Origin of the sequence: Sphingomonas sp. Leaf208 (genome assembly GCF_001421415.1) — a bacterium.
Classification (GTDB): Bacteria; Pseudomonadota; Alphaproteobacteria; order Sphingomonadales; family Sphingomonadaceae; genus Sphingomonas.
This window is the reverse complement of record NZ_LMKH01000012.1, coordinates 134,183-149,120: the sequence shown is the minus strand read 5'-3', so window position 1 is coordinate 149,120 and position 14,938 is coordinate 134,183. Positions and strand designations below refer to the sequence as shown.

At 63.9% G+C, this 14,938-nt stretch carries 15 protein-coding genes; 6 read left to right on the top strand and 9 right to left on the bottom strand.

Features of this window, described 5'->3' with window-relative positions:
* Window positions 1-39 precede the first annotated feature (39 nt).
* From ASE69_RS06875 to ASE69_RS06865, 3 genes are all read right to left on the bottom strand, one after another.
* Entirely contained in the window at window positions 40-1,992 is a 1,953-nt protein-coding gene (locus ASE69_RS06875) for a sialate O-acetylesterase (RefSeq protein WP_056484663.1), read from the bottom strand.
* 16 nt (window positions 1,993-2,008) lie between these two features.
* A complete protein-coding gene (locus tag ASE69_RS06870) occupies window positions 2,009-3,550 on the bottom strand; it encodes a tryptophan halogenase family protein (protein WP_056484660.1) in 1,542 nt (513 codons plus the stop codon).
* A 63-nt stretch (window positions 3,551-3,613) separates the two neighbouring features.
* Entirely contained in the window at window positions 3,614-6,607 is a 2,994-nt protein-coding gene (locus ASE69_RS06865) for a TonB-dependent receptor (RefSeq protein WP_200924150.1), read from the bottom strand.
* A gap of 323 nt (window positions 6,608-6,930) precedes the next feature.
* On the opposite strand from ASE69_RS06865, the gene ASE69_RS06860 reads away from it, so the two are divergent.
* From ASE69_RS06860 to ASE69_RS21945, 5 genes are all read left to right on the top strand, one after another.
* Window positions 6,931-7,614 carry a SapC family protein gene (locus ASE69_RS06860; protein ID WP_056484657.1) on the top strand — a complete coding sequence of 228 codons (684 nt, stop codon included), beginning with the start codon at window positions 6,931-6,933 and terminating at the stop codon, window positions 7,612-7,614.
* On the top strand, window positions 7,614-8,627 hold the full coding sequence (locus ASE69_RS06855; RefSeq protein WP_056484655.1) for a cupin-like domain-containing protein: 1,014 nt from the start codon (window positions 7,614-7,616) through the stop codon (window positions 8,625-8,627). Before ASE69_RS06860 ends, ASE69_RS06855 begins: the two co-directional genes overlap by 1 nt.
* A 304-nt stretch (window positions 8,628-8,931) precedes the next feature.
* The gene (locus tag ASE69_RS22875; protein WP_056484654.1) at window positions 8,932-9,336 is read left to right on the top strand and encodes a hypothetical protein; all 405 of its coding nucleotides are present in this window, start codon (window positions 8,932-8,934) and stop codon (window positions 9,334-9,336) included.
* Window positions 9,337-9,627, top strand: a complete 291-nt coding sequence (locus tag ASE69_RS06845) for a type II toxin-antitoxin system RelE/ParE family toxin (protein WP_056484652.1) — start codon at window positions 9,337-9,339, stop codon at window positions 9,625-9,627. It abuts the gene before it with no gap.
* Entirely contained in the window at window positions 9,611-9,757 is a 147-nt protein-coding gene (locus ASE69_RS21945; RefSeq protein WP_156362216.1) for a hypothetical protein, read from the top strand. Before ASE69_RS06845 ends, ASE69_RS21945 begins: the two co-directional genes overlap by 17 nt.
* Before the next feature lie 34 nt (window positions 9,758-9,791).
* On the opposite strand, the gene ASE69_RS21940 is transcribed toward ASE69_RS21945, so the two are convergent.
* From ASE69_RS21940 to ASE69_RS06830, 5 genes are all read right to left on the bottom strand, one after another.
* Window positions 9,792-9,932, bottom strand: a complete 141-nt coding sequence (locus tag ASE69_RS21940; protein WP_156362215.1) for a hypothetical protein — start codon at window positions 9,930-9,932, stop codon at window positions 9,792-9,794.
* On the bottom strand, window positions 9,929-10,057 hold the full coding sequence (locus ASE69_RS23205; RefSeq protein ID WP_268795484.1) for a hypothetical protein: 129 nt from the start codon (window positions 10,055-10,057) through the stop codon (window positions 9,929-9,931). The genes ASE69_RS21940 and ASE69_RS23205 overlap by 4 nt, the downstream gene beginning before the upstream one ends.
* Window positions 10,058-10,882, bottom strand: coding sequence for an HAD family hydrolase (locus tag ASE69_RS06840; RefSeq protein WP_056484649.1), 825 nt, complete (start codon window positions 10,880-10,882; stop codon window positions 10,058-10,060).
* Window positions 10,879-11,931 carry a ribonucleotide-diphosphate reductase subunit beta gene (locus ASE69_RS06835; protein WP_056484648.1) on the bottom strand — a complete coding sequence of 351 codons (1,053 nt, stop codon included), beginning with the start codon at window positions 11,929-11,931 and terminating at the stop codon, window positions 10,879-10,881. Before ASE69_RS06835 ends, ASE69_RS06840 begins: the two co-directional genes overlap by 4 nt.
* A gap of 62 nt (window positions 11,932-11,993) precedes the next feature.
* Entirely contained in the window at window positions 11,994-12,197 is a 204-nt protein-coding gene (locus tag ASE69_RS06830; protein WP_056484646.1) for a hypothetical protein, read from the bottom strand.
* Between the two features lie 56 nt (window positions 12,198-12,253).
* Here ASE69_RS06830 and ASE69_RS06825 point away from each other — a divergent pair, with 56 nt between their 5' ends.
* A complete protein-coding gene (locus tag ASE69_RS06825) occupies window positions 12,254-12,514 on the top strand; it encodes a DUF2171 domain-containing protein (protein WP_056055125.1) in 261 nt (86 codons plus the stop codon).
* A gap of 139 nt (window positions 12,515-12,653) precedes the next feature.
* Here the strand turns inward: ASE69_RS06825 and ASE69_RS06820 are convergent, their stop codons facing one another.
* Window positions 12,654-14,573, bottom strand: coding sequence for a ribonucleoside-diphosphate reductase subunit alpha (locus ASE69_RS06820; RefSeq protein ID WP_056484645.1), 1,920 nt, complete (start codon window positions 14,571-14,573; stop codon window positions 12,654-12,656).
* Between the last annotated feature and the right edge of the window lie 365 nt (window positions 14,574-14,938).

The following is a 14,938-nucleotide window of genomic DNA, read 5'->3' as shown; positions in this document are numbered from 1 at the left end:
CTGTGGCGGCCGTTCTTGTTCTTCGCACTCGTTCGGGGCTTATCGCGCCGGCAGGACCGGCACTTCGAACGTGCCGACGGGCAGCGGTGCGTCGTCGGCTAGGTTGGTCGCCGGGGCGTCGGCCCAGGCGTAGCGGACGCGTGTGACGGGTTGGCCATCGCCGCGCAGCGTCACCTCGGACCCCGCGACCTTGCCCGGAGCGTAGCGGCAGGTACCGACCGCGGCGCCGCACAGTTCGAAGCCGATCGCCTGCGTGGCACTGCGGGCATGCAGCGCGCCCGTCACGCCGCTGAACCGCACCGTGACGCCGCCATCCGCCGTGCGCCGCGCATCGGCGACGGCAGGGCCGGACGGCGCGATTTTCTCGCCGTACACCGCGGCGCGCATCACGCGGGCGAGCCTTTGCCCGACCTCGTGCTTCTCGCCGGGATGGATGTCGAGCGCATCGCCGAGGTCTAGCGCGACGGCGATGCCGGCATGCGGGTCCGCCGCCGCCACGCGCCGCTGCGCATCGCGGACGTCGCCCCAGCCGCTCTCGCTTGGCGCGATCGCCGGGCTGCCGTAATTGGCGAGTTGGACGATGCCGAAGCCGGTCTCGGGTGTGCCGAAGCGGCGGCGCCAGTCGGCGATCAACGCGGTCATCCGGCGGTCGTACCCGGGGATGCCGGTGTCGGACTCGCCCTGGTACCAGGCCATGCCGGCGAACTTCGTAGCACCAAGCGGCGCGATCATCGCGTTGTAGAGCGTGCCCGCGCCGTTGATGTCGTCCCACGGCACGCGCGGTGCCGCGCCTGCGAGGCGCTTGGCGATCGCATAGCGCCAGCCAGTGCCGAGCGGTACGCTGGTCCCGTCGGCAAACGACAACCGCATCGAATCCGCCGGGCCGGTCATCCCGCCATAGGCATAGACGTCGTCGTCGTTGACGGTGATGACGTTGCGCCCGACCTTCAGGCTGCCCGCGGGCAGCGCGTAGACCCGCGATTGCGACGCGAGGCTGCTGCCACCGACACCCACGCCGTTGACCCAGGTACGGTCCGCGTCGTCGACCATGCCCAGCACCAGCGTCGCCGGGCCGCGTGCCTGTTCGGCGGTCAGCTGGACCTCGTGCTGGTACCAGATCATGCCGTTATAGTCCGAGAGTGCGGGCACGCCCCAGGTCTCGAAATTGGTCATCGCGGGCACCGGATTCCAGTCGAGCGCGGCATCCGGCTGCCACGGTTCGCGGCCGGCAGCGTCGCCCGAGCCGTCGCGCCACCAGCTTTCCCAGATCGTCGATGCCTGCCGGTTGGCGGCGGCGGGATCGCGGGCATAGAGCGCGAGCAGGTCGGCGGGGGCGCCGAGCCCGGCCTGCCGCAGCGCAGGATCGCTCATCCACGCGCTGATCCGCGACCCGCCCCAGCTCGAATGCACCGCGCCGATCGGCACGCCCGACGTCCGGCGCAGCGCCTGGACCATGTAGAAACACGCGGCCGAGAAGCTGGGTGCCGTGGTCGGGCCGGACACCGTCCAGCGCGGCTGTTCGGCAAACCGCGCGACCGGTGCGGCGGCGGAGACCTTGGCGATCGTCAGCAGGCGGAGCTTGTCGTCGACTTCCGGGTGCGCGTCCGGAAACAGGCCCTGTCCCTGCTCGACGCGCAGTTCCATGTTGCTCTGGCCCGAACACAGGAACACGTCGCCGACCAGGATATCGCGCAGGACCGCCGCACCGCTGGGAGCGGCGATCGTCAGGTCGTACGGCCCGCCGGCGGGGAGGGCGGGCAGGCTCGCCGAAAAGCTGCCGTCGCGCGCAGCCTTGGCGGTGACGCTGCGCCCGGCCAGCGTGATCATCACGGTTTCGCCGGCTGCGGCCTGTCCGGTCAGGACGATCGGCTGCCCGCGCTGGATCACCGCGTGATCGCCCATCACGCCGTCGAGGCGCGGGGCCGCCGACGCGGCGGTCGCGCCGATGGTTAGGATCGCGCCGATGGCCAGGCACGCTGTGACGGTCCGCATACTATTCCCCTGTCGGCTAGATCGGCTGGAGGCCGTGGCGCTTGATACGGTCGATGAGATCGCGGTGGCCGGGCAGGCTGCTCACCAGCCGCTGCGTCTGCACCTGATTGTCGTGCCGCGCGCGCCGAGCCAGCGCGACATCGTCGTCGATCGACCCCGGCATCACCGCGGTCCGCGCGCCCATGCCGTACAGCACATATTGATAGCTCGCCGACGGGAAGACCTCCTCGGCGCGATCGAATTCGTCATAGACCCAAGGCGACTGGAACCGCCACAGCTCTATCAGGCCCGAAAGCCGATCGGGGATCGACTCCGGCCGGACATTGTCGCGCCAGAACGCGGTGTCGGTCCGCTTGGTCAGCGCATAATGCAGCTTGAGGAAGTCGATGATCCGGCCCCAGCGATAATGCGCCGTGTCGTTGAAGCGGTGCGCGACGACGTCCATCACTTCGCGACAGGCGGGCATCTGCTCGGCGATCATCTTCGCCGACAGCTCGATCAGGACGATCGCGGAGGCCTCCAGCGGTTCGAGGAAGCCCGCGGCGAGCCCGACCGCGACGCAGTTGCGCACCCAGAATTGCTCGCGGTGGCCGGCACGGATCGTCAGCCGGCGCGCGGTCAGGTCGCGCGCGGCGGGGCCGATATAGTCGCGCAATTCCTGCTCGGCGGCGTCCGCGCTGATGTGGCTGCTGGAGAAGACATGGCCGACTCCGCGCCGCGTCGGCAGGCCGATGTCCCAGATCCAGCCGGCCGACTGCGCGGTCGAGATCGTGTGGCTCGCAATCGGCGCGTCGGGCACGTCATAGGGCACCTGCATCGCCAGCGCGGTGTCGCAGAACAATATGTCGGTGCAACTGCGGAACGGCACCTTCATCGCGCCACCGATCAGCAGTGCGGCAAACCCGGTGCAGTCGATGAACAGGTCGCCCGCGATCGAAACGCCCTGTTCGGTATCGAGGCTGGCGATGTCGCCGCTCTCGTCGAGATGCACCTCGGTAACGTCGGCCTTCACATGGCGGACGCCGAGCGTGTCGCAGCAATGCCGCTGGAGGAAATGCGAGAATTTGCCCGCGTCGAGGTGATAGGCGTAGTTCGCGTGGCCGTCATATTCGGGCGTCGCGATCGTCTTAGGGCCGAGCCCTTCGTCGCAGATCCGGCCCTGCGGTGTGACCGTGTCGCAGAACGTCGCGCTGCCCTCGTCCGCTAGCCAATGCGGTGCGAGGTTCACCTGCCCGAAATGCTGCGGCAGCATCAGCGGGTGGTAATAGCCGTCGTCCGGCGCACCGGTGGTCCAGCGATTGAACCGGGCGCCCTGCTTGAACGACGCGTCGCATTGCCGGAACAGCTCGGTCTCCGACACGCCCATCTTCTTGAGCGTCGAACGCAGCGTAGGCCACGTCCCTTCGCCAACACCGATCGTCGGCACGTTGGGCGACTCGACCAAAGTGACGGTGAAGCCGTGCTGGCGCCGCGCCTGGTGCTTGGCCGCGATCACGCCCGCGGTCAGCCACCCTGCGGTGCCGCCGCCGACGATAACGATGTTCTGAATTTCGTGCATGGTGCAGCGTAATCGAAAAAAGGCGGAGCACGAACAGGTCGTGCTCCGCCAGTGGGAGGGGGATCAGAAGTGGAAGCGGACGCCTGCGGTGTAGCGGCGGCCGTAATCGAACACGTCGAGCAACTGATTGTCGAAGCGCCCGTGCGTGCTCTGCTGGTTGTTGTTGACGTTCAACGCTTCGGCAAAGACGCTGAACTGCTTGTTGACGTCGTAGCTCGTCGACAGATCGACCTGGAAGCTCTGGTCGACGAAGGTCGGCTCCGACCCGAAGGCGCCGGTGTTCTGGTTCTGGCCGAACTGAAGCAGATACTTGTCGCGCCAGTTGAGAGCGGTGCGGAACTGGAACCCACCCTTGTCATAGAAGCCGACGAAGTTCGCCGAATTTGCCAGGCCGGTGACCGCGAAGCCGGTCTGCGAGATGTTCTTGTCGTCGTAGGGCCGGTTGGTGTTGACGAAGGTTGCGTTGGCCTGGAACCCGAAGCCCGAGTTGCCGAACACCTGCTGCCACGCCAGTTCGACACCGCGGACGGTCGCGTTGGGTCCGTTGACCTGCTGCGATACGGCGAAGCTCGCCAGAATGCCCGTCGTCGGATCGATCAGCCCGTTGATCGACTGCCGCGTCACGCCGCCGATGATGAAGTTGCTGACGTTCTTCAGGAAGAAGTCGACCGACAAATACGAGTTGCGCTGATAATACCATTCGGCGGCGATGTCGAAATTGTCCGCCAGGTACGGTTTCAAATTCGGGTTGCCGCCGCTGGCCGTCAGGGCGCCGACGCGCTGGCCGTTGCCGACGTTCAGCACCGGGTTGAGCACGCTGAGGCTCGGACGGGTCAGCGTACGTGACGCGTCGAAGCGCACCAGCAGCGTGTTGGTGATTTCCAGCTTCGCATCAAGGCTGGGCAACAGGTAGGAATACGAGCTGTTGGTCGTGTTCGGCACGATCGCGGTGTAGGTCGGGATGCCGAGCAACGACGGATCGGCGGTGCTCGTCGTGATCGAGGTCGGCAGGCGACCTTGGCCAGTCGCGCGCAGGTTCGTCGTTTCGTTGCGGACGCCTGCGTTCATCGTGAACGGCATGCCGCCGACGTCCGCCTTGAAGTTCGCGCTGAAGTAGAGCGACCAGGTCCGCTCGCGCACGTTCAGCACGCTGCCCGGATCGACCGCTTCGTCGAAATTCCCGCGGAAGCCTAGTAGTCCATCGCCGCTCGTCGGGCTCGGATAATTGAAGCCCGGGATGTTCTTCGCGTACGGGTTGCCCAGGCTCGTCAGGTAGTTCTGATATGCGGTCGGGCTGAACACGAACACCGACGGCGGCAGGCTGCCGTTGAAACCGGGAATGAAGTTGTCGAGGCTGACCGAGCCCTGGTAGATGTTCGCGGGCACTGGCGAGATGCCCGTCGCCCGCCCCGATGGGCCGCCATAACCGGCATAGGCCTGCCAGAAGTTGTTGGTGAACGTGCTCTGGTTGCGGAAGTTGAACGTGTCCTGATAATATTGGCCACCGGCCTTGAGCGTCAAATTGTCCTGCTTCCAGGTGGCGTTGCCGCGGAACTGGGCGAGTTCATCGGTATTGTGCTGCGTCTGGTTGACCGTGACGTGCGTACCGATCACCGACTGATCGGCCCAGCGTGCGCCATCGCCCGCAGGACCGAAGTTGCTGATCGTCGGGAAGGCGTCGCTGCTCTTGCCGTCGACCTTGAAGCGCAGAACGTTACCCAGAGCATTGCCGTACCCGATGTCGCCATTCTTGCTACCGATGACGTTGCCGGGATTGAGCCAGCTTTTCGCATACGAGCCGTCAGCTTCGAACGTCAGATGTTCGGTAGCGTCGTACTTGACGTTCAGGCCGGTCTGGTTGGTCTGCAGGATCTGCTTGTTTTCCGCCGCCGTGAAATCGGTCGGGCTGCCGGCCTGCGTGAAGTCGACCGCGGTGCCGTTCTTGTCGACCGTGACGTTGCGCAGATCGCCCTGGCTGAACCACACGCCGAACGCGTAATTGTCCTGGTTGATGGTCTGGCGCGAGAAGTTGTTGTCCAGCGTGACCATCAGGTCGTCGGTCGGATGATATTGGAATGCGACGCGTGCATCGACGCGCTCATCCTTCACGCGCTGTTGCTCGGCGCCATATTGCTGCGGGAACCAGCCGGGCAGGTTCTGGCGGTTGTTGGGATTGGCGTAGTTTGCCGACTTCGGATCGCTGGTTGGCGCACAGTTTGCGGCCCCGGCGTTACCGGTCAGCTGGCACGGCGCGAAATTGCCGCCCGGCCAACCCGATACGTAGACGCGATTGGTCTCGGTATCGCGGCGCGTGTAGATCGCGTCGGCCAGTACGCCGAACGTCTCGTCATTGTTCGTGCTGCTGATGAGCAGGCCGGCGGTCGGCACGATCTTGCCTGCACGGTCCTGGATCGCTCCCGATCCGGTGGCGGCAAGGCGGAAACCGGGATGGTCGAACGGCTTGGGGAACGCGATATCCACAGTCGCGCCGATCGAACTCGATGCGACCGTCACGTCCGGCGTCTTGAAAACGCTCAACTGGCCGATGAAATCGACGCCGACGGTGCTGAAGTCGATCTGGCGGTTGCCGGTTGCGGTCGAGATGCGGCGGCCATCATACAGCGTCGTGTTGAAATCGCCGCCGAAGCCGCGGACCGTGATGCCGGTCGGTTCGCCGCGCGAACCCGAACGTTGGATCGATACGCCTGGCAGGCGCTGCAGCGACGCCGCCACGTTGGAATCCGGGAACTTGCCGATGTCCTCGGCCGAGATGACATCGACGACGCCCGACGACGTGCGCTTCAGGTCGAGGTTGCGCTGGAGCGATCCGCGCAGGCCGGTGACGATGATGTCGTCGCTCTGCGCTGTACCGCCCTGCACCGTGTTACCCTGCGACACGTCTGGCGCGGTCGCTGCGTCCTGCGGCTGTCCGGCTTCCGACGCGGTCGTGGTGTTCGCGGTCGTCGGCACGGCTGGCTGCGGCGCGGCCGGCTGCGTGGTCGTGCTGTTCTGAAGATTGCCCTGATCCTGCGCCATTGCCGGGATCGACCACATCATCGCCAATACGCTGGTCGCGCAGGCGAGTGCGCTCGATGGGTGGGCCAGTCCTCGAAAGCCGAAAGCGCGCGTAGTGGTGGTCACGGTCAAACATCCCCTCATGCGGCGCCGCACCGCCCTTCTTGTGAGAGGCGTTCACGACAAAGTTACTTGGATGATCGAATCATACGCGTTTCCGCACCGTCTCGATCATCTACGGTAGCGCTCACAATAGTCAGGCTAACAATCAATGCAAGCTTTTGTATGAGTGGTCGCGGCGAGGCTTTGCAACCGGGGCGCCATGTGCGATCTCTCGGGCAAGAAGACTGTACGGAGAGAGACGGATGCCGATCTGGGAGATGCTGAGCCATGCGCAGCACGCGGCGTTGCGCGTATCGCGCGCGCATGACGGAGAGCGGCAATTCGCGCAGATCGTCGCAGACGAATTTCTCCAGGCCGCTCCGTATTATGCGATTTTGTTCACGAAACACCCGGAAACCGGCGCCTTCTATGCAGGCGTCGTGATGGGCCTGGAGCCGGGCCGCAACCTGATGGCGGTCAAGGGGGCGTTGCCCGACTACCGACCCGCCGACCTCGAACGCCAGGGCTTCTACATCACCGACGGGCAACTGGTCGTCGACCGCGAACACGGTGTCTTTGCGGCGCCAGACGGCCAGCTTTTGTTCGACATGAACGCTGAGGCAGCGCTACCACTCAAGCGCATCCAGCAGGCGCTGCACGTCCTTCAGTCGGGCATCCCCGAGACCGACGCGCTGATCGAGCGTTTCCTCGCGCATCGCCTGCTCGAGCCGATCGACGTGACGATGAGCTTCGACGACGGCGAACATTTGACGCTCGAAGGGCTCTACACGATCAGCCTCGACGCGCTGCACGCATTGCCCGATGCCGCGGTGCTCGACCTGTTTCGCCGCGGCGACCTGCAACTCGCCTATGCGCAGGCCGGGTCGATCCGCCATCTGCGGACGCTCGGCCGGATCCGCAACAACCGGCTGGCGGACATCGGCTGATGCTGCACGAGCCGCCCGCCGACGCGTTGCGCGACCCGGACACTTTCCAGGCCGAGGTGATGGCGCGCTGCGAGCCCGCGGTGCTGCGCGGTGCGGCGCGGGATTGGCCGATGCTGTCGGGCGCGACGACGCCGGGTGCGGCGCTGGACGGCGTGGTGGCGCAGCTTCGCCGCTTCGATAGCGGCAAGCTCGCGGAGGTGTTCGTCGGCAAGCCCGAGATCGGCGCGCGGTATAATTACGACGCGACGCTCGCCGGGTTCAATTTCGAACGCAGTTCGGTGCCGTTCGGCGAGGCGCTGACGCGAATCCTAGACAGCGCGGCGGACCCCGGCCGGACCAGCATGTACATGGGGTCGATGACCGCGGAGACGTATTTCCCCGGTATCGAGGAGGCCACTCGCCTGCCGTTCGTACCGCCCGCGGTGCGCCCCCGGTTCTGGGTCGGCCACGCCTCGACGGTCGCCTGCCATTACGACACGATGGACAATGTCGCGTGCGTCGCGGCGGGCCGGCGGCGCTTCACGCTGTTCCCGCCCGACGCGATCCGCGACCTGTATGTCGGACCGATCGACCACACGCTCGCCGGCCAGCCGATCAGCCTCGCGGTCGGCAGCGAGCCCGGCGACCCGCGCTTCCCCCGCTTCGAGAACGCCCGCGACCGCGCACTGGTGGTCGAGCTGGAGCCCGGCGACGCGCTCTACGTGCCCAAACTCTGGTGGCATCAGGTCGAGGCTGTCGGCGACGTCAACGTCCTGGTCAATTTCTGGTGGGACGGGTTCAGCGCAGGCCCGGACCAGCCCTACACCGCGATGCTGCTATCGCTGCTGACGATCGCCGAACGCCCGCCGGCCGAGCGCGCAGCGTGGCGCGCGTGGTTCGATCATTACGTGTTCCGCCCCGACGGCCACCCGCTCGCATTCCTCCCGCCCGAACGCCACGGCGTGCTCGGCGCGTCGAAGGAGACTTACGGGCGTATCCGAACGCTGGTGATGCGCCTGCTGCGCGGCGGTTGAGAGTGCGGGCGGATGTGCGGTCGTGTGGAGTTCGTACGTGAGATCGGCGACGAACTGTCAGCCGCGGCAAGTGTTGCCAGTGCGGCGTCCACAGTTGCGACCGCCTCCGCACTGTCGGGCGGCAAGGCGGCCTCCGCACGGTTCACGATCTGCGGCCACGCCAAGCGGATCGACTGCATGGTCGACGGAGACACGGCCCGGATGGCGGGCACCAAGATCCACATCGCCGACATCGACACGCCGGAAACCCACCCACCCCCGCTGCGCTCGCCAAGCCCGCCGGGGGCAGGCGGCGACGCTGAAGATGCAGGCACTGCTCAACGCCGACCCCTTCACACTGACCCCGATCAAGCGCGACTGCAACCGCTACGGCCGCAAACTTCGCATCGTCGAGCGCGACGGGGTGTCACTGGGGGCGGTACTCGTCCGCCACGCCTCGCGCGCCGTTATGGTGGCGGCAAGCGCTCGCCTTGGTGATAGCGGGCACGAGTTGCCACTGGTCGTGATTGCAATCGAGGTGTATCCCTCAAGGATGGCCCGCGATGATGCCCTGTTCGATATGAGCGATCCCGCTGCGGAGGCTGAGGCCGACGCGCGTGCAGATGCAGCCGTGCATAGCGGACGGTTGATCAGTCACGACGCGGTCAAGGGCTGGCTATCGTCATGGGGTTCGACCGAACCTCTACCCCGACCTCGCGTCGGCGATTAGTTGCGCATCGTCTGGACGGACGATGCCGTCGCCAATCTAGAGGCGATCGTTACCTATGTCTCGGCGTTCAATCCCGTCGCTGCCAATGCATTGGGCGCGCGGCTTATCGCGGTGGCAGACAACCTCGCGAGTTTTCCAGATCAAGGTCGCGACGTAGGCGACGGACGGCGTGAGCGGACGACGGTATGGCCGTATATTCTTCGCTATCGCGTGGTCGGCGACTGCGTGATCATTTTGCGGGTCAGGCATGGGGCGCGGGACGAGGAGGCAGAAGATGATCGGACCGAATGAATCAGAGCAACCGGCTCAGTGCGACTATGATGCTTGGAAGCGGGCCAAGATCGAGCGCGGGATGACGCAAGCGCGCGACCGATCGATGATGATCCCGATCGAACAGGTATTGCGCGAACTGACCGTTTGAACATGGCGAAACGCTGCGATTTGCGACGCAGTTTTTACTCCGCTTTTGCGGTTAGTTCGAGGTCGAGATCCTTGAGCTTTTGGATGACCGAGTCGAGCGCGATATCAAGCCGGGGCTTGGGCGGGTCGGCGCTACCGCGGGCCTTCGCTACGTCGGACAGCGGAGCGGTGATCAACGCTGGGTTGCCGTCCTTGAAGCCGCTTCGAGATAGGCGAGGATCGCGGCGTCGCTGTCGAGGTGGTCGGTGGCGTTCCATCCAGTTGTTTCGATGTTCAGCACCTGCGATCCCCGGTAAATCATCTATGGACGATACCCAGCGTTGCGCGCCATGCGGCCCAACACGCCTTTTACAGTAATATCTAGCTGTGACTTATCTCTGTAATCTGCCGGACAAACATGGTCGGCCCTATCTTCCGCGATCAGATTGTAGACCTTATCGGAATCTGGCCCTTGAAAGCGATCTGGATCAAAAACAGCGATCGGCACACCATGTTGGTGGCGGAGCATCTTCATGGCGGGAATATCGGTATCGCCATCACCGATGAAAATCATTCGTTCAAAGGGTATCGGGCGTTCGTTCATTGGTATCCAACGATTGACGGCTTTGTCGTCCGACTGGTTTAGAACTCCCTTATTTATACGGAAAAGATATTGAGTTTTCCCGGTATAATTTACGGCAGCTGCCGGCCAAAGGGGTTTGCCATCCCGATAAGCATATTTCGACGCAAAAATATGCTTGAAGTACTTCCTTATCGTCGTTCCCTCGATAATTTCCTCAAGGCCAGAGCTTATAATGTAATGCTCTACTTCAAGGCCTCTTGTTTTCCCGTACTCGCTAATACGGGGGAACCAGTCGTCTACTCCCGCAAAATACGGCAAACAGGCACCATGAGAAGCAAGGCGCTCCTTTGACATATGGTCACCTTCTTTTTGTTGAAGAAGGTGCATGTATGTCAAAATTTCGTCACCATCGATCTCTCGGTTGAGCGCCTTCACTTCTTGCCAGAAGATGTTCGCGTCGGCGTATCCCATTTCCGGCAACAGGTTGTGTTGCTGCATCGAGCCTGGCGACAGTGTGCCATCAAAATCGTACACGATTGCGGTTCGATGCAGCAGGTCGGTCATTCAGCCGCGACCGAGTCGCTGAACATGTCCCGAACCTCGCTCAGGTCCACGTTCGCGATCGGCCCCTTCTTCGCGGTCTGGCGCTTGTCGAAGGAGTCCCAGACGTCGTTCCACTGGCCCTTGGTCGCGGCCTTCGAATACTCGGTCGCGCGCTGTTCGAAGAAGTTGGCGTGCTCGACGCCGTTGAGCATCGGGGCGAGCCAGGGCAGCGGGTGCTCGTCGATCATGTAGATCGGCTTCAGGCCGAGCTGCGTCATGCGCCAGTCGGCGATGAAGCGGATGTACTTCTTGATCTCCTTGGGGGTCATGCCGTTGACCGGGCCCATCTCGAAGGCGAGGTCGATGAAATTATCCTCGAGGCGGATCGTCGTCTGGCAGACGTCGGCGATGTCGTCCTTCACCGCCTTGGTCAGGCACTGGCGCTCCTGACAGAAGGTGTGGAACATCTTGATGATGCCCTCGCAGTGCAGGCTCTCGTCGCGGATCGACCAGGTGACGATCTGGCCCATGCCCTTCATCTTGTTGAAGCGCGGGAAGTTCATCAGCATCGCGAACGACGCGAACAGCTGGACGCCCTCGGTGAAGCCGCCGAACATGGCCAAAGTGCGCGCAATGTCCTCGTCGTTGTCGACGGTGAACTGCTGCATGTAGTCATGCTTTTCCTTCATCTCGGCATATTCGAGGAAGGCGCCGTACTCGCTCTCGGGCATGCCGATGGTGTCGAGCAGATGGCTGTAGGCGGCGATGTGGACCGTCTCCATGTTGCTGAACGAGGTCAGCATCATCTTGATCTCGGTCGGCTTGAACACGCGGCCGTACTTCTCGTGGTAGCAATCCTGCACCTCGACATCGGCCTGCGTGAAGAAGCGGAAGATCTGCGTGAGCAGGTTGCGCTCGTGATCGCTGAGCTTCTGCGCCCAGTCGCGGCAATCCTCGCCCAGGGGCACTTCCTCGGGGAGCCAGTGGAGCTGCTGCTGGCGCTTCCAGAACTCGAACGCCCAAGGGTATTCGAACGGCTTGTACTGCTTGGAGGCGTGAAGGAGGGACATGGGGTAAGCCTTTCGGAAGATTGGTTTTATATCGAGAAACTGGGGGGGTCAGGTCGCGTGTTTCATGTCTCGGTGCTCCATTGCCACATCGCGGCGGCGGACATCGCGAGAACGATCGCGGCGGAGGTGAGCATGATGCCGATCATGCGGAACGCGTAGGTCTGTTGCTCGGTGATGCTCGGGCTGCGCAACCGGAGCAGCATCGCGGTGCCGACGATTCCGAGCACGCCTGCGACCACGAACATGATAGCTGAACCATACGTCATGCGACCAACTCGCCCGGCGCGCGTTCAGCACCCGAACTCAACACAGGAGAACGACCATGGTCGATGCAACCAAGATCCAGGAACATGCCGAAGTCATCGGCGCGGACGGCGTCCATGTCGGCACCGTCGACAAGGTCGAAGGCAACCGCATCAAGCTGACCAAGAAGGACTCTGGCGCGCAGGTCGTCGAGGGTACGGGCAGCCATGAAGGGCATCATCACTTCATCTCGCTCGGGCTGGTCGCGGATATCGAGGACGGCAAGGTCCGGCTTTCCGCCAACGCCGACGTGGCGGTGACGTTCGAAGAAGAGGCCTGACGCGAACGCGGTGCGTTCGACACGCGCCGCATAGCCTGCCCGAACCCCGGTCCGCTTCGCGCGGACCGGGGTTTTTTGCGTCAGGCGCTTCCCGGTCCGCGTGTCACGGGCCGGGGTCACGCTTGAACGCCTAGAGACCTTACTGGCAGGCAAGGCACTCATCGTAATCCTTCGACTCGACGTCGATCTGGCGCAGGTCGATCGTGTTGTCCGCCTCGACACCACCGGCGAAGCCCGCGCGCTGGACCGACTTCGAGCGGAGGTAATAGAGCGACTTGATGCCGAGCTCCCATGCGCGGAAGTGGAGCATCAGCAGGTCCCACTTCTCGACATCCGCCGGGATGAACAGGTTCAGCGACTGCGCCTGGTCGATGTAGGGCGTGCGATCGGCGGCGAGTTCGAGCAGCCAGCGCTGGTCGATCTCGAACGACGTCTTGTAGCAGTCCTTTTCCTCGACCGAGAGGAAGTCGAGATGCTGGACCGAGCCGCCCTGTTCGAGGATCGAGTTCCACACAGCGTCCGAGTTCTTCGACTTCTCGCTCAGCATCTTTTCGAGATACGGGTTCTTGATCGAGAAGCTGCCCGACAGCGTCTTGTGCGTGTAGATGTTCGCCGGGATCGGCTCGATGCAGGCCGACGTGCCGCCGCAGATGATCGAGATCGACGCGGTCGGGGCGATCGCCATCTTGCAGCTGAAGCGCTCCATCGCGCCGACGTCGGCGGCATCGGGGCAGGGGCCGCGCTCGATCGCGAGCTGCATCGAGGCTTCGTTGGCCTGGCTGCTGATGTGCTTGAACATGCGGAGATTCCACGACTTCGCCATCGCGCCCTCGAACGGGATGCCGCGTGCCTGGAGAAACGAGTGGAAGCCCATCACGCCGAGCCCGACCGAGCGCTCGCGGCCCGCCGAGTAGGCGGCGCGCTCCATGCCGGGTTCGTGGCGATCGATGTAATCCTGCAGCACGTTGTCGAGGAAGCGCATGACGTCCTCGATCAGGCCCTTCTCGTCCTTCCACTGATCCCATGTCTCGAGGTTCAGTGACGACAGGCAGCACACGGCCGTACGCTCGTTGCCGAGGTGATCCTTGCCGGTCGGCAGCGTGATCTCGGAGCACAAGTTCGAGGTCGAGACCTTGAGGCCGAGCTCGCGGTGATGCTTGGGCATCGCCTTGTTCACGTGATCGGCGAAGACGATGTACGGCTCGCCGGTCTGGAGGCGGGTCTCGACGAGCTTCTGGAACAGCGAGCGCGCGTCGACGGTGGCGCGGATCGCCTGGTCCTTCGGCGAGCGGAGATGCCATTCCTCACCGTTGCGGACGGCTTCCATGAAGTCGTCGGTGATCAGCACGCCGTGGTGGAGGTTCAAAGCCTTGCGGTTGAAATCGCCCGAGGGTTTGCGGATTTCGAGGAATTCCTCGATCTCGGGGTGCGAGACGTCGAGATACACGGCGGCCGAACCGCGGCGCAGCGAGCCCTGGCTGATCGCGAGCGTCAGCGAATCCATGACGCGGACGAACGGGATGATGCCGCTGGTCTTGCCGTTGAGGCCGACCGGCTCGCCGATGCCGCGGACGTTGCCCCAATAGGTGCCGATGCCGCCGCCGCGCGAGGCGAGCCAGACATTCTCGTTCCAGGTGTCGACGATCCCGCCGAGGCTGTCGGGGACCGAGTTGAGATAGCATGAGATCGGCAGGCCGCGGCCGGTGCCGCCGTTCGACAGAACGGGGGTGGCGGGCATGAACCAGAGCTTCGAGATCGCGTCGTACAGGCGCTGCGCGTGGCCGGCGTCGTCTGCGTACGCGGAGGCGACACGGACGAACAGGTCCTGGTAGCTTTCGCCCGGGAGGAGGTAGCGATCCTTAAGCGTATCCTTGCCGAATTCGGTGAGGAGCGCGTCGCGGCTGTGATCGACCTCGACCGGGTAGATCTGCGCGCGCACGGAGTGGCTGTCCTGCGCCTGGCGCGGGGCCTTGGGTGCCTCGGCTTCGATAGTGGGGGCTGCTTGGTCGATCGTGTCTGTGGTCATGTCGCTATCCCGGCTGCTGTCTCTGAAATCCATCGAAACCGCTCCTAGTGTTCTGTATTCGTTCGAATCGGTCGCCTGTCGCCATGCTACCATCGGACGGCCCCTAACGGGAGAACAAAAAGTGACCATCGCGGCGGTGGAAGGCGCGCTTACGGTCATATCGCATATGGCTATGCGAGGGTTGTTCTACCAGCGATTGGGTCCGCCCCCGAACGCAACCCCAAGAGATTGTGCCATAGCGCGAAGAGACGCAAGGGGGTGTGCAGGGTTCAGGGGGCTCGGTTCGTCGCGTTCGGGTGCGGGTTGGTCGGCAGGGATATTCGCGACGCGTGGACTTCTGCGGGGTTCAAGATGTGCAAGGGGGCGAAGGGGGAACGAAAAATTATTTCGGGGTGGAA